This window comes from Shewanella sp. AC34-MNA-CIBAN-0136 (assembly GCF_040309945.1).
Taxonomy (GTDB): domain Bacteria; phylum Pseudomonadota; class Gammaproteobacteria; order Enterobacterales; family Shewanellaceae; genus Shewanella.
In genome coordinates, this window is record NZ_JBEOPJ010000015.1 from 84,433 (window position 1) to 106,704 (window position 22,272).

Here is a 22,272-nt window from a genome sequence, read left to right on the forward strand (position 1 = left end):
TGGTTAAATAATTGGTCTGTTACGGTAGTAAAGCAAACTTGGTAACGCTAACCCTACCGCCAGCGCACCTAAGATAAATACTGTTTTTAAACCGTTGACGATGACCTGAGCTGTGAGTTCGGGACTAACCTGACTCTGTGCTGTGAGTTGAATTAATGCAATGACAGTATTGAATGCATACGTTCCTGGTACCATTGGAATAATGGCAGCAACAGCGTACATCAATGGTGGAGCAAGGTGACGTTTGGCAAACTGAATAGTAATCAAGCCAACAATAGCTGCGGCGATGAATGTCGCCCATTCAATTGGCATTGAAAAATGTAATAAGAAAGTTCTTGAGCTGTGGCCAATAGCACCTGCGATGGCACAATAAATTAAATAGCGTTTAGGGACATTAAACACCATCGCAAAACCGACCGCAGGTATCGCCGAAAAAAAGGCATCATGCAGCAATAAACTTAGAAAGGATAACATTAAAATATCCCTCCCATTTGCATCGCAATGGTAATACCAATAACCGATGCTAAAGTTAATAGGGTTGCATGACCCCAGCGGGAAATACCCACATTCATGTGACCTTTGACCATATCCGAAATTGCATTAATCAACGGAAACCCTGGTACTAGCATCAACACGCTGGCCGCCATTGCTGCTTGAGGTGTTTCGGAGATAGATCCAAGATAGCCGATTTGAGCTATAGCCGTGATCACAAATGCAGTCAGTGAGAAGTTAACCAATAAATTGAAATGTCGAGATGCCAGAAAAAGGCGTACTATCATTCCAACCGCTGAGGCAAAAAATGTGATCAAGCATGCCATCATGTCGCCATCAAATAAGTGACAGAAACTTGCGCACGACAAACCTATCATAGGAACTACGGCAATTGCGGGGTATGTTTTAGGAGAAATATGAGCGAGGCGTCTACGAACGTCATTGGCACCATAAATACCTTTTTCGGCTAGTATGCAAATTCGTTGAAGCTCACAAATCACCATCATATTAATGCCATGAGCACGAATACGACGGGTTGTGGTAATGCATCTACCGTGTACCAAGCTAGTTAATACTAATGCATTGGATGATATTGATAATTCAATGCTAGCAATACCGAGTGCTTTACCAAGGCGCTGACTAATCTCTTCAACGAGATCAGACTCAGCACCATATGCCAGTAGTAGCTGCGCACAGCGTACTACAAGGCGGGTAATTTCATTTTGGCTATCTTCGTACACGACGTCCTCAAATGAGCTCTTTAACGTTGATAGATGACTTCTACATCATAGTCATCATCATCAAAATCTTCGTCAAAGTCATCATCATAATTTTCATTAGCGTTTTCATCTTCAGCGCTATGGTAATTATCCCATTTAAACTCAACGTCAGCATCAGCGGTAATTTCTTCCACAATAGCCGGTAAACTTCTAATGTAGTCAAGCATCTTAATGCTTAGCTCTTCAGTACCAGTTCGATTGTAAGCTGACATAGTATAAACATCACCCTGCCAATCTAACTCTTTGACAATACGATCGATTTTAGCTTGTATCTCTTCATCTAGCAGTAAATCAGTTTTATTAAACACTAACCAACGCGGTTTTGCCGCTAGTTTTGGAGAGTATTTTTCAAGTTCACCGACAATTGCACGAGCAGAATAAACTGGGTCTACGCCATCAATAGGTTCGATGTCGATAATGTGTAACAACATACGGCAACGTTCAAGATGCTTTAAGAAACGAATACCTAAGCCGGCACCTTCAGCAGCACCTTCAATTAGACCTGGGATATCGGCAATAACAAAGCTTTGACCTGGACGCGGATTAACCACACCAAGGTTTGGCACTAAAGTCGTAAACGGATAATCCGCAACTTTAGGCGTCGCACGTGATACAGAGCGGATAAAGGTTGATTTACCTGCGTTTGGCATCCCTAGTAAACCCACATCAGCAAGTAACAATAACTCAAGTTTAATTGAGCGTACTTCACCAGGGGTACCTAATGTCTTTTGGCGCGGAGCACGGTTAGTACTACTTTTAAAACGGGTGTTACCTAAACCGTGGAAACCACCTTTAGCAACAAGCAGCTTTTGTCCATTTACAGTAAGATCGCCAAGTGACTCTTCTGTTTCTTGATCGATAGCACGAGTACCTACTGGTACTTGCAGAACCAAATCACTACCACCATGCCCGGTACAATCACGGCCACGACCATTGGTGCCACGTTCAGCCATATGAAAACGAGTAAAACGATAATCAATCAGCGTGTTCAAGTTTTCGTTAGCTTGCAGATATACACTGCCGCCATCGCCACCGTCACCACCATCTGGACCACCATCTGGAACATATTTTTCGCGTCTAAAACTCACGCAACCGCTTCCGCCGTCACCTGCTTCTACGCGAATATTCGCTTCATCAACAAACTTCATACTGACTCCTGACGCCACTTAATCTGTAATTATAATCCCAAATCACTGGAATTTGCAGGAAAGCGCTGAAGATAGCATTCATCACGATATCGCCTACTGCATATAAACAAAATCATTAAACTATCAATAACAGTTTAATGATATAAAAAACACAAAAGCCCCACCATAGGCAGGGCTTTCGAGATCTAGCTTAGAAAGAATTAAGCTTCGATGCTAATAAACTTACGGTTATTAGGACCTTTAACTTGAAACTTTACTTTACCGTCTGTTAATGCAAACAAAGTATGGTCACGACCAATACCTACGTTTACACCAGCGTGGAACTTAGTACCACGTTGACGAACGATAATGTTACCAGCTAGAACTGATTCACCACCAAAACGCTTAACACCAAGACGTTTACTTTCCGAATCGCGGCCGTTACGAGTACTACCGCCAGCTTTTTTATGTGCCATGAGTTAGACTCCTAAATTATGCGCTAATCGCAGTGATTTTAACTTCGGTGAACCACTGACGGTGGCCCATCTTCTTATCGTGATGCTTACGACGACGGAACTTGATAATAGTTACCTTTTCGCCGCGACCGTGGCCAACTACTTCAGCTACGACTTTACCGCCAGCAACTAAAGGAGCTCCAACGTGTACTGTTTCACCATCAGCGATCAACAAAACTTGATCGAATTCTATGGTTTCACCAGTAGCAACTTCTAATTTTTCTAAACGAACTGTATGACCTTCAGCAACACGGTGTTGCTTTCCGCCACTTTGAAAAACAGCATACATGGCTATTTTACTCCAAATGACTAACACACTAACTCATATTATTGACGAGACTAGGTGCTAAAAAACTTTTAATGACAATGGGCGCGGATTCTACGCGAAGAATTATCATCAGGCAAGTCTTAATTCACTATCAAATAAAAAAGACCTCATCACTGCACACTATTCATTAATAGCTAATGTGCCTTCTTTAAAATTTAGTTAACATGACCATGTTAATTTATACCTAAGTTTTATAATTAAATTGGTCAGAATCCTACTAACTATCGTAAAATCAGGATTCTGTATGTTCAATTGTGGAAATACATACTTTGAAAAATAGCACTGATATCCTGTAAGATATGCGCTCTAATTCGATATGACTAATTAAGGGTGCAAGCCTGTCGCCCAACAACCAGAGACTATTATGGATTTAAACGCCATTCGTCAACTGGCTGACACTGATATGCAAGCAGTCAATCAGCTGATATACAAACAACTTGAATCTGATGTAGCCCTAATTAATCAATTAGGCTTTTACATTATCAATGGCGGTGGTAAGCGTTTACGTCCGTTATTATCAGTATTAGCCGCACGAACCGTTGACTACCAAGGTGAACATCACCTTAAACTCGCGGCGATCATCGAGTTTATCCATACTGCGTCTTTGCTACATGATGATGTTGTTGATGAGTCGACATTGCGTCGCGGCCGTGAAACCGCCAATGCCTTATTTGGTAATAGTGCTAGCGTACTAGTAGGTGACTTTTTATATACTCGTTCATTTCAAATGATGACCGAGCTCGATAACATGAAAGTACTGCAAGTCCTTGCTCATACCACTAACGTACTTGCCGAAGGTGAAGTTTTACAGTTGATGAACTGTAATGACCCTGATACCACCGAAGCAAACTACATGCGGGTGATCTACTGTAAAACCGCAAAATTGTTTGAAGCGGCAACTCAGTTAGCCGGTGTTTTAGCCAATGTGAGCGCTGAGCAAGAACAAGCATTAGCTGATTACGGTAAATACCTCGGCACAGCTTTTCAATTAACGGATGATTTACTGGATTACACTGCTAACGCTGACGAACTAGGTAAAAACATCGGTGATGACCTTGCTGAAGGCAAACCAACATTACCGCTAATTTATGCCATGGAAAACGGATCTGACACGGCTAAAAAACTCATTCGAGATGCAATTAAGCAAAGTGATGGCACCAAAGCAATTGATGAAATTTTGGTGGCGTTAGAGGAGTCTGGCGCATTAGTTTATACTCAGGATAAAGCTCAAGCAGAAGCACAGAAGGCCATAGATGCACTCAGTGTTTTTCCTGACAGTAACTACAAGCAAGCACTCATTTCGTTAGCTCATTTGTCAGTTAATCGCAGCAGTTAGTTGCAGCAGTTAATAGTAATTAACAGTAGTGAGTAACAATTAGTTAGTAACATTTAGTTAGTAACTACCACAATCCATCGTGAATTCATTTTTTGATGTTGATGCATAAAAAGGTGTGAATACTCAATTCACACCTTTTTTTATGATCAAACTTGCCAATTTATGGCTGGATTGCCTTGTTCAATTAATAATTGATTAATACTTGAAAAGTGACCGCAACCAAAAAAACCTCGGTAAGCAGATAATGGCGATGGATGTGGGCCGTTCAATACATGGTGATGCGCAGCCGTAATCAGACGGCCTTTCTTGATAGCATGATTTCCCCAACACACAAATATAATCGGCGAAGATTGTTGGTTTAATCGCTGCAATACATTATTAGTAAATGTCTCCCAGCCAGATTTAGCATGTGAATGAGCCAACCCCTGCTCTACCGTTAATACCGTATTCAATAATAAAACGCCTTGCTTAGCCCAAGAGGTTAAATTGCCATGTTCGGGAGTCACAAAGCCTTTAATATCATTGGTTAATTCTTTATAGATATTCGCTAGTGATGGTGGCGGTTTAATGCCATTTTTAACCGAAAAAGAAAGCCCATGAGCTTGATTAGGTCCATGGTAAGGGTCTTGCCCCAGTATCACGACTTTAACCTCTGACAGCGGTGTTAAATCAAAAGCCGCGAATACTTCATCATCAGGCGGATAAACGGTTTTATTATCGGCTCTTTGTGAGGCTATAAAGTGTTGCAAATGTTGATAATATGCCTGCGATTGTTGTTGCTCAAACAGCTCTTGCCAATGGGAAGTCATTCGATGTATTCCTTAAATGAAAACGACAAATTTGTGAACTGCTTAGTCTTTGGTTTACTATTAACAGATTAATCACCCTTATGAATAATATGATGCCATTACATAATAACAAAAGCACTGCTAATAACGGTTTTACCCTTATTGAACTTGTCGTTGTTATTATCATACTTGGGATCATCGCAATTATCGCTTTGCCTAAGTTCATCGATTTAGGCCAAGACGCTAAAATAGCCAGTGTAAAAGCAACTGGCGGGGCATTTTCTTCAGCAATAACCTTGGCTCATTTAAAATGGGCCGCGATGGGGTATTCAGGCCCAGCAGATAATTTAGCAATTTTCAGTCAAGCTGGAACCGATGGCGAACTGGATATGAACCAATGGGGCTATCCTGCGCAAAATTATCCACCTTACGAAGCCTCTCCAAGACTGAATAATGTTAATGACTGCCTTTCCGTCTGGCCGACTCTGTTGATGGATGGTCCAAGCGTTTCTATCAGTACCGATAAAGGTTCATCTGATTACCAAGCCGAATATATCAATCCAGATCAATGCCGATATAACTACAACTTGCTATCACTTATGTCGATATATTATGACTCACGTAACGGCCAAGTCTTGGTAGATTCAGATCCCAATAGCTAATTTTTTACCTGATATTTTCCAATAAAGACGTTACACTCAATGGAAAATTAACTCACAAAAAAGTGGATCTGATGTCTGAAGCCAAAACAGAATTAACAATGTATCAAATAGCTGACCAATTTATTGCCCTAGCCAATCAACTAAGCCAACAAGAAAATGATATTGGTAAAGTGGGTACGGCAATGAGATTTGCTTCAGCACGCTTTAATGCGTTCGAAGCCTCAATTAAATCAGCTGATCTTGCCGCTGAAAAAGATCATGCATTAGCTTGGTTTTCTGATGAATTTAAAGCCATGTTAAAAGAAAACTTAGAAGATCATATTGCTAATCCTCCTGTAGCAGCACCGCAACAAGAGCAGAAAAGCGATGATAGCGTACAAATGTTCAAAGGTGCCTAGCATTCGCTAACAACGTCACTGATAATTAGCCGTTAATCAATAATCCCTACCGCACATCTGGTGGGGATTACTTTTTAAAATAAAGCACATTTAACACTCCCCGCTCACCGCATACTATTGTCGCTGTTCGCTTTAACAACTAGACCTATGCATAACCAACATAATTAATCACTGTTAACCGAGTAGATGCCAGTACTATAACAACGTGTAAATAACCCTAATAGAAAGCAAAATCAATACAATACCTGAGAGCCTATCAATCAGTTTTGCCTTTTCTCGTAACTTAGGTAATACAGCAGAATGTGATAACACGAATGCAATAACGGTATACCACAAGCCATCAATAATTAGCGGGGTAAATACAATCAATGCTTGGCCAGTGGTCGTTTGTGCTGCCAAGACAAACTGACTAAATAAGGCTAGAAAAAATAATAATATTTTAGGGTTAAGCAGTGAAATAGCGAGTCCATCACGAGCTGCAATCCATAAACTAGTGGCTTCCCCAGCGGCTAATTTTTGCTGCATCCCGCCTTTGGAACCAAGCGCTTGAATACCCATCCAAGCTAAGTAAATTGCTCCGATTATCGCAATGGCATTAAACATTAATGGTGATGCTTTTAATATTGCAGCCAAACCCAATAGAGTCACCAGCGCATACACACCGATACCAATTGAATGCGCCCAAGCACATACTATGCCGTGTAATCTTCCACCACTGAGTGTATGCCTCACTACCATGGCTAAACTCGGGCCTGGAGACATGGCACCCAAACAGCATATCGCTAATAATCCCAGCCAAGCACTTAACGTCATAACACTCCTTTATTTGCAACTATCCAGTTATTAATATTTTGCAAAAATACATTTTAACAACCAGTTAAGTATGCGTTGTTAATGTATCGTCACTTATATGGATGAGTATAATAACGTATTTACAGAGGAAACCTATGACGACATTAATGCTGATATTACTCTTGGTTATTTTTATTGCCGTAGTAATATTGATTTGGGCTAAAATAAAAGGAAAATCGATTCCGACCTTAGTGATAGTCATGCTCATTTTGATGGGGATCTGTTTTGCGGGGATCATTGCATTTGTTAATAAAGGTGAAAACTATCAAGCATATCAAACATTGAATTGGCAACCACTTGAACCTGAAAAAATTGCCGCCTATGTTAAACAAGGTAATATTGTGTTTGTTGATATTACAGCCGACTGGTGTGTTCCCTGCCAAACAAATAAAGCCAACGTACTTCATCGCGAACAAGTCGTAAATAAATTAAACCAGCCACACATTATTCTCATGCAAGGTAATTGGACTCAAGCCGATACCGTCATTGAACAGTATATGGGGCAACAGGCAGTTGCTGGTACGCCGTTTAATAAAATCTATGCCCCGTCTTACCCAGAAGGCATTGAGTTGCCCAAAGCGCTGATTATCGACGATGTGTATCGAGCATTAGCTTTAGTCGTCAAGTAAGATACTTAATCTTCAAAACAGAATATGTAATCTTCAAGCAAAAAGCCTAGAAAACTTTCACAATAAAAAAGACTGCCGAAGCAGTCTTTTTAGTTATTGATTTAGTTATTGATTTAGTTATTGAATGTCGCTAACGCTTAGAAGCGGTAATTAACACGGCCGTAGTAGAAACCACCGTTGTAATCAAATGGACCACTTTCGTAGTACACCGCACCTAATTCACCCAGAGTGCCATCTTTTAGCTTCTGCGCTTCTTGATCGAAGATATTGTTTGCGCCAACTGATACCGTTAAGTTATCAAGTACCGCATAGCTCACTTCAAGATCGATAGTCACAGCAGCATCTGCCACCTCAGAACCCCAATCAGAAGTATCATCAGCGTGTGTAGCGTAGTACTCACCAAACATATTACCACGAACTGACATGCTTAAATCATCCCAGCTTTGGCCCCAAGTAAGGGTTGCACGGTGTGCAGGAATACCATCTTCTAAACGACGAACTTTACCTGCATCAGTTGTTTCAGGGTCATATTTATCAACACTGGTATCAGTCCAACCGTAGGCTAAACTGAATTTCGCATCACCTGATAACATTTCTGTAGTATAAGACGCTACAACATCAACACCTTGAGTCGTTGTATCAAAATCATTAGTGTAGAAGGTTACCGCAGAAATCAACTCAGGGAACTCAACACCAGCGGCACGTAATGCATCGTAGTCACTAGCTTCAACCGAAATTTGGCTAGATTGTGCAATACGACCAGTTACTTCAATGTTGTAGTAATCAACAGTTAGGAACAAGTTATCATATTGGTATACAAAACCTGCTGCATAGCTAACAGACTCTTCAGGATTAAGTACTTCACCACCATAGAAAGCCGCTAATGGATTTGTTGGTGGAGCAATGAAGGTTTGAATCAAGTCACCGTTAACAATCGATGTTTGAGTGTTAACTACGTTTTCTTGACCAACGGTTGGCGCACGGAAACCAGTACTGTGCGATGCACGGAATGATAATTCATCGGTTGCAACATACTGCGCTGTTAACTTGTAGTTTAATGTGTCACCAAAAGTAGAGAAATTTTCATAACGAAGTGCAAAGCCTAATAATAAGTCTTCGGTTAAATACGCTTCAATATCGGTATAAACACCAATGTTGCTTCGGTCATTTTTACCGGCTGATTCTGGACCAAAACCTTTAAAGCCGTGTGAGCCAATGTTGAAGCCTTGATCAGCATAAGGACCTGCAATCCATGAAGCTTCATCACCTTGACCAATCTCAAATGACTCTTCACGCCATTCAAAACCAGTAGCAAAGCTAATGTCTTCTAAGCTACCAATAGTAACGAATCGACTAAAATCAGCATTAAAAGTTGTTTCTACTTGCTCGTATGAACCAGTATCAAAGTCAGTTGGTGTATCTAAACCCATTGATGGGTTTAATGAGTTCTTTAAACCAAAGCTGGCTTTGTTACTGCCCGTACCTGCGCTCACATCATACATCCACTCGCCAGACTCGCCTTTTACACCAGCGAAGAAAGACATATCTTCAATTTTACCGGTGAACTGAGGTGTATATCCGCCTGGACGAATTTGGTTCATAGAGAAACAGTTAGGATCGGCAACCATTGCTTGATAAGCGTCAGTACCCAACACGTTTCCGTCTTGATCTGGAATGCCATCACCATCGATATCTATTTTAGGAATAGGGACATTCATGTTGTTACATGTTGCTACCCCATCGGTAGCCAAACCAACATCCCCGACTAATAAACTTTCGCCGCCATCTACAGAATAAACGTTACCGCGGTTATGCGGGTTACGATAATAGAAACCACCAGTTGCTTCACGTGATGACACGTTACCGAACGCATACAAATGGGTATTGTCGTTAATATCAAAACCTGAGTTTACGAATACAGTAAAATCATCATTGATCTCAGGGTTACCCCAAGTTTGTGCTGGATTAAGAATTGAGGTATTACCCGCATCAGCGATAGCTGCTGCATCTGGACGCTGTACACTGCGGCTAGTCGCATCTGCCGTTTTATATTGTGCACTGATGTTAACAAAGCCATCATCAGTCAAAGGTAAACCAATGTTACCGTCAATTGTGGTTGCTGCGCCGTCACCTTCGTAGTATTCACCTTGGCTGACAGTGATAGAACCACCTTCAGAAGCATCTTTTAATACGAAGTTCATTACACCAGCAATCGCATCCGAACCATACTGAGCAGCCGCTCCGTCACGTAATACTTCAACTTGCTTTAATGCCACACCAGGAATAACAGATATATCTGGACCTTGTGCACCATCGTTAATGCCACCACCTTGGAAAGCAATAACTGACGCACGATGACGGCGTTTACCGTTAACCAAAATAAGCGTACTGTCAGACGGTAAACCACGTAAGTTAACCGGACGAACTAGCGTTGCTGCATCACTAATCGGTTGTGCACGAGAGTTAAAAGAAGGCACTGATGTCACTAACATGTCGATCATGTCGGTCGAACCGTTTTTCTTTAAATCATCACTGCTGATGATATCAATTGGAACTGGTGAGTCACCAATTGAACGAGGTGCCGCACGAGAACCCACGACTGCGATTTTTTCAACGTTTTCTTTCTTTGCAACTTCTTCATCGGCTGCGAATGCTTGAGTGCTAACTACAGATCCGGCAAGTGCAAATGAAATGGCTAAGCTCAAAGAGCTGATACCAAATTTAGATTTTTTTGATTGCATCATTATTATGTTCTCAACTGCTTATTATTGTTGTTTGTCGACGATGTTTCTCACAAAATGAATGAAAAACACGTCTATCCCTATCGAAATACTCCCTATCTCAACTACATTTTTATAACAATTGAAAAACAATTGCTAACACTTTTTGGGATAAATAAGTAAGCGCTAAATAGCAATTTACAAAAAAATACTCTAAGCAGTTGATTTTTAGTGATATAGATCACATATCGAATTATTTACTAGAAGTAAACTTTTTTAACTAAATCAACACAAAACACAAGTGTAACCATTAGTTTACACAAAAAATCGTGTTTTGATGGTGATGTATTAAACGAGTAATCTAATATTGATTCAATTTCAGTGAACCTTTGCCAATTGATATTGACCCGTGTAGGTTAGTAAAAATAATCTAAACGGACGTTTGATTTATAATAATAACCAAAAATATCTAAGGTGGTATGCATGGCTTATGATGCAGATTCAGTACTTGATTTACACCAATACACATCCATAGTTGATTTGATCGAAAAAGCTTGTGACAAGTATGCAGACAATATTGCATATGCATGTCTTGGGAAAAGCACTAGTTTTCGTGAAATAGAACAAGGCTCGCGCCATTTTGCCAGTTATTTGCAACACAGCACTCTATTGCAACCTGGCGACAGAGTAGCGATACAGTTGCCTAATATTACTCAGTTTGTGATTGCGGCTTATGGGGTAATTCGAGCCGGTATGGTGCTAGTCAATACCAATCCGATGTACACCGAGCGTGAACTCATTCACCAATTTAACGACTCAGGGGCAAAAGCCTTAGTCGTATTGTCGGATTTACTACCCACATTAACTAACGTGATCGACAAAACAACAGTAGAGTTGGTGATTTCGACCCACGCAATGGATCTTATTCAACCGCAACCTCAACCAGAAACCCCTTTTAACAAAGTGGCATTTACCTCTGTGCTCGTTGAAGGTGCTAAGCATCCTTATCAGTCAATAAAACCTAACCATGATGATTTAATTGCTCTGCAATACACTGGCGGCACAACCGGTTTATCAAAAGGCGCTATGCTCAATCATGGCAACCTTTTGGCTAATTCTAGTCAAGTAAAATCACGAATTGCTAGCACCATGACCGAAGGACATGATGTATTTGTCGCGCCATTACCGATTTACCATATCTATGCATTTATGGTTAATTTGGTGCTGTATTTTGAGTCAGGTAGTTGCTCAGTATTAATTCCTAATCCTCGTGATATTGCAGGGCTAATCAATACCATGAAAGCCTATCCATTTACTGGGTTTGCGGGTTTAAACACTCTATTTGTTGGCTTATGTCATCAGCCGGAATTTAAAGCCTTAGATTTCAGTAAAATGAAAATAACCATTTCGGGTGGTACCGCATTAACGAGTGCAGCAGCTAACTTATGGCAACAAACCACCCAATGTATGATTTCAGAAGGCTATGGCTTGTCTGAAACATCTCCTGTTGTCAGCCTTAATGCACCAGGGTATCAACGCCTTGGTACTATTGGTAAACCGGTATTGGGCACTGAAGTTCATGTGCTCGATATGGATGATAATGAAGTGGCTATCGGTCAAGCTGGCGAACTTGCCGTGCGTGGCCCGCAAGTGATGCTAGGGTATTGGAATAAACCAGAAGAAACCGCTAACGTCATGACAAAAGACGGATTCTTTAAAACTGGCGATATTGGCATTGCCAGCGAAGATGGTTATCACACCATTGTCGATCGTAAAAAAGACATGATTATTGTTTCTGGTTTTAACGTCTATCCTAATGAAGTTGAAGACGTACTTTCAACTAATGAGTTAGTTTTAGAGTGTGCTGTTGTCGGGGTTGAAGATGAACGTTCTGGCGAAGCAGTAAAAGCCGTGATTGTATTAAAACAGCCGCCAGCGGATATCGAGGCGGTCAAAAAGGCGATTAATGATTACTGCCGCAGCCAACTGACGGCTTATAAAGTGCCACGCATTATTGAGTTTACTGAACAGTTACCGAAAAGTGCTGTAGGGAAAATTTTGCGTCGAGAACTACGTAAATAGAGCTACGTTATAAGAGCTACGTAAGTAAGAACTTCACAAGCAAGAAAAAAACTGCGCTAGTAGAGTAGATATTATCTTGCTTAAAAAGCTATGCAACTAACCTCAATGCAGAGCAATAACTGCTTATCAAACTGCGATTAATGTCATTTGAAACAGTTAATTGATTCGAAAATAAAAAAGATGCTTCGGCATCTTTTTTTATTTCTCAACGACACGCTCACTGCACCAAGCAGTAACCATTATGACGGCTCGTTATCCATCAATAACTGTAAACTGGCAAATTCGCGATATAGCTCATTACTTGCCATTAATTCGTTGTGAGTACCACTGGCAATAAGTTGTCCTTTATCTATCACGAAAATCCGGTCTGCATTGATCACGGTAGCTAAACGATGGGCAATAATCACAGTGGTACGTTTGGCCATAAGTGAATCGAGGGCCTGTTTTACTTTGATTTCGCTTATCGCATCTAACGCACTCGTCGCTTCATCAAGTAGTAATATTGGTCTGTCAGCAAGAATCGCTCTTGCGATTGCAATACGTTGCTTTTGCCCACCCGACAAACGCACACCACGTTCACCTAAGTAAGTCGAATAACCATCAGTAAATTCGCGAATAAACTCATCCGCTTTAGCCGCAATACAAGCCTGCTTCACCTCTTCATCGCTGGCATCTAAGCGACCATAACGCACATTATCGAGTACGTTCATGGCAAAAATCACCGACTCTTGCGGCACAAGAGCATACTGTTGGCGTAAATCTGCCAACGACAGCGTCGAAATATCAATACCATCTAATAATATCCGCCCCTGTTTAGGCTGGTAAAAACGCATCATCAGTTCAAATAAGGTGCTTTTGCCTGCACCGCTTGGGCCCACTAACGCGACTCGCTCTCCCGGTGCAATGTCCATCGACAATTGGCGGATCACGTCTTGACCCAGATCAGATGGATAAGCAAAGCACACATTATCAAAACTGAGCAAGCCATTAACAGGCAACAATAACTTATTTGGTACAACTTGCTGAGGTATATCAACGGGCGTTTTGACTAATTCAACTAAACGTTCAGCCGCACCAGAGGCGCGTTGTATTTCGCTAAACACTTCACTGATGGTCGCTACAGCACCTGCAACCATCACGGCATAAAACATAAATGCAGACAGCTCACCACCGGTGATACTGCCAGACATCACATCTTGCGCCCCAATCCATGTAACAAAAGCAATTGCTGCAATGCTTAAAAACATTACCGTTGAAATAAGCAGCGCACGATACATAATACGGCCTTTAGCCACATCCATTACCGCCTCGACTCTGTCAGCAAATAGCTGGCGGTCTTTAGCCTCGTGGGTATACGCTTGCACGGTATGAATTTCATGTAAGGTTTCATCAATATAAGCACCAAGATCGCCTACCCTATCTTGACTTTTACGCGACAAGGTTCTGACTTTTCGGCCAAAAAAGATCACCGGGCCTAATACCAAAGGAACGGCTAACAACACTAATGCTGTCAACTTAACACTGGTAAACGCCATCATAACGATGCCACCAATCACGGTCACACTTGAACGCAACGCCATAGATAAACTTGAACCGACAACGCTTTGTAACAAGGTACTGTCTGCCGTAAAACGTGAAATAACCTCACCGGTACGCTGAGTCGCAAAAAAAGCTGGCGATAACGATAATAAATGATTGTAAACCTGTAACCGAATATCAGCACTGACCCGCTCGCCAAGCCAAGTCATCAGATAAAAACGACAGAAAACCGCAGTTCCACTGATTGCTGTAATAGCAATAATAAACAACATGATCTCATTCAATCGCCCTGCATTATCGGCAATAAATCCTTCATCGACCATTAACCGAACACCTTGGCCAAGCGATAACCATGCCAGCGATCCAATAAACAGAAATACAATCGCCGCCACTACTTTCATACGATAAGGAGACAGAAATTGTAAAATCCAAGGTAGAACAGAATGTTTTAAAGGAGGTTTAGCAGAAGATATTGACTCAGTTGAAGTCGTCGTTGGATTCGTCACAGTATTAACCAGCATATATAACTAAGATATTCTGATAGTACCAATAAAACACAACATTGTAGATGCCTTAACAATAAGGCGCCGGCACAGCAGGATTACGACCGCCGAAAAAATGATGCTAGTATCGACTAAAAAATTAACATGAAAAATAGCATGAGCAATAAGATGAAAAATAGTATGAGAAATAGTATGAGAAATAGTATGAGAAATAGTATGAGAAATAATATAAGACCATCGCACGGTTTTACATTAATAGAGTTGGTTGTTGTGATTATTATTTTGGCCTTATTGGCCGTTGTCGCGAGCAGTAAATTCATTAGCTTACGCAAAGATGCAATTGTATCTACCATGGTAGGAATGGAAACAGCAATGCAATCAGCTGCAACGTTAACCTATTCAAAAGCCGCTATTGCTGGTGTAGAAAGACTTGCGACTACGACGCTTAATATTGATGGGGTCAATGTTAACTTAGCTTATGGCTATCCCGATGGAACTGCCGCTGGTATTGCAATGCTAATGAATATTCCCGAAGGTGATTGGCAACAACGCAAAAGTACGTTGCCTATAACTGCATGGGTATATTGGCATGGTGTCATTAAAGAGGATGCGGGCGTTGCTGCATGTTATTTACGTTACAGGCAAGTAACATCAGCCACCGCACGACCTGTTATAGATGTTCAAACAAGCGGATGTTAGACATCAATGGGTTTAAAAAACCATAACATTAAGACTCAGGATAACGTTTTTCAATCGCTTTTAGCGAACGTAAAAACAACCCTATACCCCCCACACAAAGTACCAATATAACGATTAAATCAAATGCACTCATGTAAGAAAATCTAAAATTAATCGAGCTTATCACGCCAAAAATCAATGCCACTAACGAGCCAAATGTCAGTAACCACCCAAGTATGTTTCTGCCATTATAAAACATCAGTCCAACACCAAACATAAAGGGTATCATCACCATTCCACTGGTAAGCCCAAAGCCACCCAGCTGATATAAATGGCTGCTAAAGCCAAATGAGCTTGTCACTTTAATGGCATTTAATAGCATATAAAAGCCACCGCACATCATCACTAGCCCAATAAAGAACTGACCCATTCCACCTGACGTTCCACCAGCACCTTTCATCAATATCCCTTGAAACCATTATCTTAAGTCAATATATTGATGTTACTGAACCGTACAATTAATAGCAATCATCTCTGCAGTACAATCATGTTCGTGATATTAGGTTTTAGTTTCAAAGTTAACAATCAATATCATCTTGTTCTGTATCCTACATTCAACATGTCGTTTAACACGAGTTAAACAGAGAAACTTTGATATTCAATAAAACTAGCGCCACTCCACAAAATTCCCCTTATCAACTTGTTTAAGCCTAAGCCTCGCGCTAGTAAGTGTTATCTGAGATAATATCGGGCTATTTTATCGATATTCTTTTTTATTAGGTAACACCGTTATGACAACCCAATTTGCTTGTTCAGGTATAGAGCTTGAGCTTTTTCGTTATCCAAGCCAACAAGCATCAAACTTACAAGCATGGGATGCCGCTGATGAACACCTAGTAAAGTACTTAATCGACACCGAAATAACAGCAACCACAACCGCCATTCTTAATGACAACTTTGGGGCACTAACGTGTGCATTAACCATGCAACATCCACACAGTGAATTGCTTGTCGAAACGGATGCTAAAACCAGCCTATTAGGTTATCAGCAAAATTTATTACACAACAAACTCGCACCAACCAACATACATTGGCTAAATAGCCGTGAAACGTTGCCAAAAAATATTCAATTAGTGCTGATGAAGTTACCAAAAAATCTACACTATTTTGGCCAGCAGCTTGCGCGTTTATCAACGGTGCTTCCTGCGGGAACCCAAATACTGATTGGTGCTAAAGCCAAATCAATCAATCCAGCATTATTGGCCAGTATTGAAAAAAATCTAGGTCCCGCATCCGCCAGTTTAGCGTGGAAAAAAACACGAGTAATTAGCTGTATTAGCGATGGGAAAAAACGGCCATTAGCAAAAGCCGTGAATTGGAATGTCGATGAGCTAAAACTCACTATCAGTAACCTTGCGAATGTATTTGCTGCCAATAAGCTCGATATTGGCGCAAGGATTATGCTCGACAACATGCCCAAAGGTGAATTCAACCACATTATAGACTTAGGCTGTGGTAACGGTATTTTAGGATTACACGCCAAGCAATGTTATCCCAATGCGCAAATCCACTTTGTGGATGATTCTGATATGGCCATCGCCTCGGCAAAGCATAATTGGCAAGCGAACGCGCTAGATACTCCATCTCAAGATCTTCAATCCCAAGATCCTCAAACTGAACAAACGTCACAAGCTTTTTTCCATTGGGACGATTGCCTGAGTAATTTACCAGCTGATGTTGAACCAGATTTAGTGATATGTAACCCTCCGTTTCATCAAGGTGAAGCCATTACCGACCATATCGCTTGGCAAATGTTTGTTGATGCACATAAGCGCCTAAAAAAAGGCGGTTTATTACATATCGTTGGTAATCGACATTTAGCCTACCACGTTAAAATAAACCGTATTTTTAAAAACTGCACCACTGTTGCCTCTAATGGTAAGTTTGTCATTTTACAAGCGATAAAATAATGCCATGAATGAGGTACTAAGGTCATGTTCCCCTACATGGCCCTGCATATAAAACTACACCAATATTGATAGTAACGAGCGAGGGCCGACACAATTTATGTGCAGCCCTTCACTCGTATGTATTTGCAACTCGCTACACCTTATTTATCTCGAACACTCACATTAACGGACACCAATAACCACTGAACATTCATCAGTGTAAACGGCGATACAGCTCTGGTTTGTTGTGACGAAAAGCAAATAGCTTGTAGATGTGCATATCCCTTGAATAAATAACTATATGCCGCATTGATTTGAGCACTCGTTGGCAATAACGAGGCATCAATAGCCTCTATGATAAATGAATACAATGATAAATAGACACAATGACCTTATGACGAACGCCAATCTGTGCCTTAACAATCCACATCAGGCATTACCAAGAAAACATAATTGGTTAACACGAAAGCATAAAAAACACCTCTAATAACATTACCAAACTGGGTATAAATGGCGTTAACAATAGAACTCAATCATATTTCCCTAGGTAGAATAGCCGCTGTAATAAACAATCAAGCTAATTTTCTGCAATAATATTAAAGTTAATAGTGGTTTTTTATGTTTTTTGAAAGACCAATTTAACAGCCTCTTTTCTGTGTAAGTTGACCATGAAGATCAGCGGCCCCTAACCAAGTTGCTTTAATTGGTCGCCATTTATGTGGAATGTTGCAACTCCATTGCGCAAGAAACAAGTCACGTAACAAAATAGCTAAAGTGGCCGCTGAAAATGCGACACATCATTGTATTGGGGATAGGATTATTGATGGCGTTAACTAAATTGCTTGTTATCTCAAGCTGGCAGTTGAAATCATGAAGTCATCGTTACCGATATTATGGTCAACATCCCTCATAACATTACTCATAAAAAACCATAAAAAACGCGCTAACACTTAAGTGTCGGCACGTTAATTTTATCGCAATGAGCTAATACGCTTAAAAAGCATTAACCTTTTGTTTTTACTAAACTCTCAATTGAATACAAGTCGCGATTAGCACTATTTTTGCGGCGTACTTCTTCTAATGCCTGCTGTTCTAATTTATCAAACAATACATTGATTAAGCGATTAAAATGCTTATGCATTGCTAAACGAGCCTCAGCGGCATCGTGCAGTGATAATGCCTGATAAATTGCGGTATGCTCTGCTAAGGTTTTATTATTATCTGTGCTACAAACAATATTATAATCTTCAATGATTTCATTACTTGATGAACGCAGCGCCCACATGTTTTCAAACAAATTTATCAACGCGCCGTTACGAGTAGAATATGCGATGATCTGATGAAACAGCTCGTCTGCCTCTTCGACATTTTGCATATCTTTCATCATTACTAATGTGTCATGGAGTTTTTCAAGTTCTTCTGCAGTAATGGTTTTTGCTGCTAAAGCAGCTATTTCACCTTCAACTAAAGCACGTGCTTGGGTTAATTCAAATGCGTTAACATTATTCACCGCTACCGGTTTTTGCTGATGGTCAACCACGTACACGCCAGAACCCGTTTTCACTTCCACTTTTTCACGCACTTCTAGTGCAATAATAGCTTCACGAATGGTTGGCCTGCTTACTTCAAACTTTTCAGCAAGCTCACGCTCTGGGGGTAAACGACTGCCTACCGGATACTCGCCACTGGCGATAGCGGCTTCAATCGTATCGACTATTCGCCAAAATAAACGACGGTTTTTCATATACCTTCCTTCGAAAAGTAAAACCAATTTACTGGTTAATGCTGACATATTATCGGTTAATACCTTAGCAGCAAACAACTAAATTACATGTTATGTTAATCTCAATATAGAAATAATAGCACATTGTCATACCTTTAAAAATATTGGTAATAAACTAAAAATGTAAAATCATAGTAATTGGTAAAACAATTTATTGACATAATCTTAATGATTGGTTAGTTTCTATTCAAGCACAAATAATCCATTAACAGAATAATTTAGACTTTGTGTGTGTACGTAAAGAAAAGGAAATCAACTAATCTGGGGAGGTTAACGTGAAATTTATCAAGACAAGCAATACTTTGAGATTAACAGGATTAAAGTCGCAATCAAGATCAGCAATTTACGACGCGGCACTAATATCTCTATTAAGCAATCATGAACGTGCAACAGAGACAAACGAGTCAATAACAGCACGTCACAGTCTCTTAAATGCTAGGTAATTGGACTAGGCTACGCTTAATTACGGTTACGCTTACTTAGCAATACCGTGAGAGTGACATCCAGCCAAATACCTTACCATTTCCAGACAGCTCTTATCACGATGCGCATGACAGTGGACGACCTCAATTTTTTGGCTAACGTTACAGTGGCAAATTTCTTGTCATGTTGTTTCAAAGTCATGAAAATGTTGGGTAAACTCAAAATAATTCCCAATAAAAATAACACCACAGTTGCTGATTATTCACGTTATGGCGCTAACGAATTCTAAGGTGAAAAAGTAATTTTGAGCCTTTCCCCCTTGATAACTACTTAATGTAGCCATGGGGATATCATTTTAACAGTATTAAACGAGAGACTAGATGAATCATTCAAATAACAATACGTCATCGTCAAGGCATTGGTTATTCACGCAGTTGTTAGTCTTATTAATGCTTTGCATCCCATCAATCTATGTGCAGGCAAAAGATCGCTTAGTGACTACCCAGGCTGAGTACAAACAAGCACTAAAGCTGGTTGAGCCTGGCGATAAAATCATTTTAAAAAATGGTACATGGCAAAATTTTGAAGTGTTGTTTATGGCGACAGGCACCGCCAATGCGCCTATTGAATTAACTGCCGAAACTAAAGGTAAAGTGATCCTGTCTGGCCAATCGAACCTTAAACTGGCTGGTGAATATTTACAGGTATCGGGGCTAGTATTTAAAAATGGCTCTACGCCAAGTAATGAAGTTATTGCTTTTCGTAAAAGTAAAACTCAGTTAGCCAATCACTCACGAGTAACCGAAGTGGTTATCGATAACTACAGCAATCTAGATCGCCAAGAGTCTGATTATTGGGTCAGCTTATATGGACAAAATAACCGACTTGATCACAACCACTTTGTTGGTAAACGCAATGTTGGCGTAACTGTTGCGGTGCGTTTAGACAGTGAGAACAGCCAGCAAAACCATCACCGAATTGATCATAACTATTTTGGTCCTCGCCCAATCTTAGGCTCTAATGGTGGCGAAACCCTCAGAATTGGCACCAGCCATTACTCACTAACGGATTCTTTTACCGTGGTTGAAAATAATTATTTTGATCGCTGCGATGGCGAAGTCGAAATTATTTCAGTCAAATCGGGTAAAAACCGTATTCAAAATAACGTATTTTATGAATCAAGAGGCACATTAACCTTAAGGCACGGTAACGGTAATATTATCGATAGTAATGTGTTTTTGGGTAATGGCGTTGAACATACTGGCGGGATCCGCGTGATTAACCGCGATCAAACCATTACTAACAACTATCTAGAAGGCTTAACCGGCAATCGATTTGGCAGTGGTTTTACTATTATGAATGGCGTGCCAAATTCATCAATTAATCGCTATCATCAGGTGGTTAACGCCAATGTTAATAACAACAGCTTTATTAATCTTGACCATATTGAGCTGGCCGCGGGCAGTGACAGCGAACGTTCAGCAGTGCCACTAGACAGTAAATTAAACCACAATCTGTTTATTAGCCCAACCGCGCCATTTACTTTATACGATGATATTAGCGGACTTAGCTTTAACGACAACCTGAGTAATTTTGCGACCAAAACGTTAAGCCCATTCATGGCTAAAGGTATTCGTTCACAAGATATCACCATGAAACGCGCTGCTAATGGCTTGTTATACCCAAGTGATGAAAATTTTGCAGCATATGGTGCCAGTAAAAAACTGACCCCTACATTAAAGCAAGATACCGGCACATCTTGGTATCCAAAAGCAGAGCCTACTGTCGCATTTCAATCTGGCAACACCATCAAGGTTAGCGCCAGTGACGATGAATTAGCAAGCGCAGTTGAACGAGCTCAACCAGGCGATATTTTATTACTCAGTGATGGCAAATATAACATCAGCAGAATACTGGCGATCAACAAAACGTTAAGCTTTAAAGCCGCTAATGCTCACCAAGCAATAATCAGCTTTGAACGCCCTAGTCTATTTGAAATTCAAGACAATGGTAGTTTGCAACTCGATGGTCTAGTCATTACGGGTTTAAATAGCCCTGACGCTGCCGGTAATAGCGTGGTAAGAACCCGCAAATGGGGCATGTTAACGAATTATCGTTTTGAAATGACAAACAGCATTGTTGAGCAACTCAATGTGAATCATTCATTTCACTTTTTCGATTCGGGCAGTCGCGCCTTTGCAGATAGTATTAATGTCAGCAATAGCCAGTTCCGCCATATTAGCGGGGATTTATTTCGCCTCGACAAAGAAACCGACGACCTAGGAATTTATAACACCGAATACCTCATATTGGACAATAACCAGTTTGACGATATTGAAGGTGCTATTGCCTCGGTATACCGCGGTGGAACGGATGAGAGTACCTTTGGTCCCCATGTATCGGTAACCAACAATGTGTTCACTAAAGTCGGTCAAGGTAAGCGCAATAAAACAGGCGCGTCACTGAAGTTACATGGGGTTCAAATGAGCCAAATAGAGCACAATAAATTTAACGACAGTGCCGCTATTATTGTTGTTCACACCGTCGGTGAACCACAAACCCGCATTACGCATAATCAGTTTACTAATACACCTAGCCCACAAGTAACGGAGTTAGTTGCAATAGGTAAACACACTGCAGATATCAACAATAATAAAGTGCAAAAATTATGAATAACTTCAATATAGCC

The 22,272-nt window shown here is 40.6% G+C and carries 19 protein-coding genes; 8 read left to right on the forward strand and 11 right to left on the reverse strand.

The features are described 5' to 3' along the window. Positions 1–3 precede the first annotated feature (3 nt). The 5 genes from AAEY94_RS15140 to rplU all read right to left on the reverse strand — a co-directional run bounded on the left by AAEY94_RS15140 (position 4) and on the right by rplU (position 3,202). Positions 4–474 carry a threonine/serine exporter family protein gene (locus tag AAEY94_RS15140; RefSeq protein ID WP_101088749.1) on the reverse strand — a complete coding sequence of 157 codons (471 nt, stop codon included), beginning with the start codon at positions 472–474 and terminating at the stop codon, positions 4–6. Then, entirely contained in the window at positions 474–1,232 is a 759-nt protein-coding gene (locus AAEY94_RS15145; RefSeq protein WP_350979175.1) for a threonine/serine exporter family protein, read from the reverse strand. The genes AAEY94_RS15140 and AAEY94_RS15145 overlap by 1 nt, the downstream gene beginning before the upstream one ends. Before the next feature lie 20 nt (positions 1,233–1,252). Beyond that, positions 1,253–2,419 (reverse strand): Obg family GTPase CgtA, encoded by a 1,167-nt coding sequence (gene cgtA, locus AAEY94_RS15150; protein ID WP_011638530.1) that lies wholly within the window; start codon positions 2,417–2,419, stop codon positions 1,253–1,255. A gap of 200 nt (positions 2,420–2,619) precedes the next feature. Then, a complete protein-coding gene (rpmA, locus tag AAEY94_RS15155; protein WP_011638531.1) occupies positions 2,620–2,874 on the reverse strand; it encodes a 50S ribosomal protein L27 in 255 nt (84 codons plus the stop codon). Positions 2,875–2,890: 16 nt separating this feature from the next. Then, complete coding sequence (rplU, locus tag AAEY94_RS15160) at positions 2,891–3,202, reverse strand: 50S ribosomal protein L21 (protein WP_101088747.1); 312 nt, start codon at positions 3,200–3,202, stop codon at positions 2,891–2,893. A 403-nt stretch (positions 3,203–3,605) separates the two neighbouring features. Here rplU and ispB point away from each other — a divergent pair, with 403 nt between their 5' ends. After that, a complete protein-coding gene (gene ispB / locus AAEY94_RS15165) occupies positions 3,606–4,577 on the forward strand; it encodes an octaprenyl diphosphate synthase (RefSeq protein ID WP_101088746.1) in 972 nt (323 codons plus the stop codon). 146 nt (positions 4,578–4,723) lie between these two features. Here ispB and ung read toward each other — a convergent pair whose 3' ends face one another. Beyond that, positions 4,724–5,386, reverse strand: coding sequence for a uracil-DNA glycosylase (gene ung / locus AAEY94_RS15170; RefSeq protein ID WP_162023754.1), 663 nt, complete (start codon positions 5,384–5,386; stop codon positions 4,724–4,726). 89 nt (positions 5,387–5,475) lie between these two features. Here ung and AAEY94_RS15175 point away from each other — a divergent pair, with 89 nt between their 5' ends. Together AAEY94_RS15175 and AAEY94_RS15180 are read left to right on the forward strand one after the other, a co-directional pair. After that, positions 5,476–6,027 (forward strand): prepilin-type N-terminal cleavage/methylation domain-containing protein, encoded by a 552-nt coding sequence (locus tag AAEY94_RS15175; RefSeq protein WP_409085818.1) that lies wholly within the window; start codon positions 5,476–5,478, stop codon positions 6,025–6,027. A gap of 71 nt (positions 6,028–6,098) precedes the next feature. Further along, positions 6,099–6,425 carry a DUF3144 domain-containing protein gene (locus tag AAEY94_RS15180; RefSeq protein ID WP_101088743.1) on the forward strand — a complete coding sequence of 109 codons (327 nt, stop codon included), beginning with the start codon at positions 6,099–6,101 and terminating at the stop codon, positions 6,423–6,425. Between the two features lie 195 nt (positions 6,426–6,620). Here AAEY94_RS15180 and AAEY94_RS15185 read toward each other — a convergent pair whose 3' ends face one another. Then, positions 6,621–7,238, reverse strand: coding sequence for a LysE family translocator (locus AAEY94_RS15185; RefSeq protein ID WP_162023756.1), 618 nt, complete (start codon positions 7,236–7,238; stop codon positions 6,621–6,623). 134 nt (positions 7,239–7,372) lie between these two features. Here AAEY94_RS15185 and AAEY94_RS15190 point away from each other — a divergent pair, with 134 nt between their 5' ends. Continuing rightward, positions 7,373–7,906, forward strand: a complete 534-nt coding sequence (locus tag AAEY94_RS15190; RefSeq protein ID WP_101088741.1) for a thioredoxin family protein — start codon at positions 7,373–7,375, stop codon at positions 7,904–7,906. Positions 7,907–8,043: 137 nt separating this feature from the next. Here the strand turns inward: AAEY94_RS15190 and AAEY94_RS15195 are convergent, their stop codons facing one another. Beyond that, positions 8,044–10,650 (reverse strand): TonB-dependent receptor plug domain-containing protein, encoded by a 2,607-nt coding sequence (locus AAEY94_RS15195; RefSeq protein WP_162023757.1) that lies wholly within the window; start codon positions 10,648–10,650, stop codon positions 8,044–8,046. A 459-nt stretch (positions 10,651–11,109) separates the two neighbouring features. Here AAEY94_RS15195 and AAEY94_RS15200 point away from each other — a divergent pair, with 459 nt between their 5' ends. Then, positions 11,110–12,708: an AMP-binding protein gene (locus AAEY94_RS15200; RefSeq protein WP_350979176.1), complete on the forward strand. Its 1,599-nt coding sequence runs from the start codon at positions 11,110–11,112 to the stop codon at positions 12,706–12,708. Between the two features lie 239 nt (positions 12,709–12,947). Here AAEY94_RS15200 and AAEY94_RS15205 read toward each other — a convergent pair whose 3' ends face one another. Beyond that, positions 12,948–14,768, reverse strand: a complete 1,821-nt coding sequence (locus tag AAEY94_RS15205) for an ABC transporter transmembrane domain-containing protein (RefSeq protein ID WP_182744283.1) — start codon at positions 14,766–14,768, stop codon at positions 12,948–12,950. A gap of 198 nt (positions 14,769–14,966) precedes the next feature. Between AAEY94_RS15205 and AAEY94_RS15210 the strand changes: the two genes are divergently transcribed. Beyond that, positions 14,967–15,449 carry a type II secretion system protein gene (locus AAEY94_RS15210; RefSeq protein ID WP_192114342.1) on the forward strand — a complete coding sequence of 161 codons (483 nt, stop codon included), beginning with the start codon at positions 14,967–14,969 and terminating at the stop codon, positions 15,447–15,449. Positions 15,450–15,477: 28 nt separating this feature from the next. Here AAEY94_RS15210 and AAEY94_RS15215 read toward each other — a convergent pair whose 3' ends face one another. Beyond that, entirely contained in the window at positions 15,478–15,888 is a 411-nt protein-coding gene (locus tag AAEY94_RS15215) for a hypothetical protein (protein ID WP_101088737.1), read from the reverse strand. 331 nt (positions 15,889–16,219) lie between these two features. Between AAEY94_RS15215 and AAEY94_RS15220 the strand changes: the two genes are divergently transcribed. Then, the gene (locus AAEY94_RS15220) at positions 16,220–17,398 is read left to right on the forward strand and encodes a methyltransferase (RefSeq protein WP_335692411.1); all 1,179 of its coding nucleotides are present in this window, start codon (positions 16,220–16,222) and stop codon (positions 17,396–17,398) included. A 982-nt stretch (positions 17,399–18,380) separates the two neighbouring features. On the opposite strand, the gene AAEY94_RS15225 is transcribed toward AAEY94_RS15220, so the two are convergent. Beyond that, positions 18,381–19,121, reverse strand: a complete 741-nt coding sequence (locus AAEY94_RS15225) for a FadR/GntR family transcriptional regulator (protein ID WP_101088735.1) — start codon at positions 19,119–19,121, stop codon at positions 18,381–18,383. Between the two features lie 842 nt (positions 19,122–19,963). Here AAEY94_RS15225 and AAEY94_RS15230 point away from each other — a divergent pair. Further along, entirely contained in the window at positions 19,964–22,255 is a 2,292-nt protein-coding gene (locus tag AAEY94_RS15230; RefSeq protein WP_350979177.1) for a chondroitinase-B domain-containing protein, read from the forward strand. Positions 22,256–22,272: the final 17 nt, after the last annotated feature.

Coding starts and splice junctions, on each gene's coding strand:
- rplU (WP_101088747.1), bottom strand. CDS start 3,202: ATGTATGCTGTTTTTCAAAGTGGCGGAAAGCAACACCGTGTTGCTGAA.
- AAEY94_RS15175 (WP_409085818.1), top strand. CDS start 5,476: ATGATGCCATTACATAATAACAAAAGCACTGCTAATAACGGTTTTACC.
- rpmA (WP_011638531.1), bottom strand. CDS start 2,874: ATGGCACATAAAAAAGCTGGCGGTAGTACTCGTAACGGCCGCGATTCG.
- AAEY94_RS15215 (WP_101088737.1), bottom strand. CDS start 15,888: ATGAAAGGTGCTGGTGGAACGTCAGGTGGAATGGGTCAGTTCTTTATT.
- AAEY94_RS15140 (WP_101088749.1), bottom strand. CDS start 474: ATGTTATCCTTTCTAAGTTTATTGCTGCATGATGCCTTTTTTTCGGCG.
- AAEY94_RS15185 (WP_162023756.1), bottom strand. CDS start 7,238: ATGACGTTAAGTGCTTGGCTGGGATTATTAGCGATATGCTGTTTGGGT.
- AAEY94_RS15190 (WP_101088741.1), top strand. CDS start 7,373: ATGACGACATTAATGCTGATATTACTCTTGGTTATTTTTATTGCCGTA.
- AAEY94_RS15195 (WP_162023757.1), bottom strand. CDS start 10,650: ATGATGCAATCAAAAAAATCTAAATTTGGTATCAGCTCTTTGAGCTTA.
- ispB (WP_101088746.1), top strand. CDS start 3,606: ATGGATTTAAACGCCATTCGTCAACTGGCTGACACTGATATGCAAGCA.
- cgtA (WP_011638530.1), bottom strand. CDS start 2,419: ATGAAGTTTGTTGATGAAGCGAATATTCGCGTAGAAGCAGGTGACGGC.
- AAEY94_RS15220 (WP_335692411.1), top strand. CDS start 16,220: ATGACAACCCAATTTGCTTGTTCAGGTATAGAGCTTGAGCTTTTTCGT.
- AAEY94_RS15225 (WP_101088735.1), bottom strand. CDS start 19,121: ATGAAAAACCGTCGTTTATTTTGGCGAATAGTCGATACGATTGAAGCC.
- ung (WP_162023754.1), bottom strand. CDS start 5,386: ATGACTTCCCATTGGCAAGAGCTGTTTGAGCAACAACAATCGCAGGCA.
- AAEY94_RS15230 (WP_350979177.1), top strand. CDS start 19,964: ATGAATCATTCAAATAACAATACGTCATCGTCAAGGCATTGGTTATTC.
- AAEY94_RS15210 (WP_192114342.1), top strand. CDS start 14,967: ATGAGAAATAATATAAGACCATCGCACGGTTTTACATTAATAGAGTTG.
- AAEY94_RS15180 (WP_101088743.1), top strand. CDS start 6,099: ATGTCTGAAGCCAAAACAGAATTAACAATGTATCAAATAGCTGACCAA.
- AAEY94_RS15200 (WP_350979176.1), top strand. CDS start 11,110: ATGGCTTATGATGCAGATTCAGTACTTGATTTACACCAATACACATCC.
- AAEY94_RS15205 (WP_182744283.1), bottom strand. CDS start 14,768: ATGCTGGTTAATACTGTGACGAATCCAACGACGACTTCAACTGAGTCA.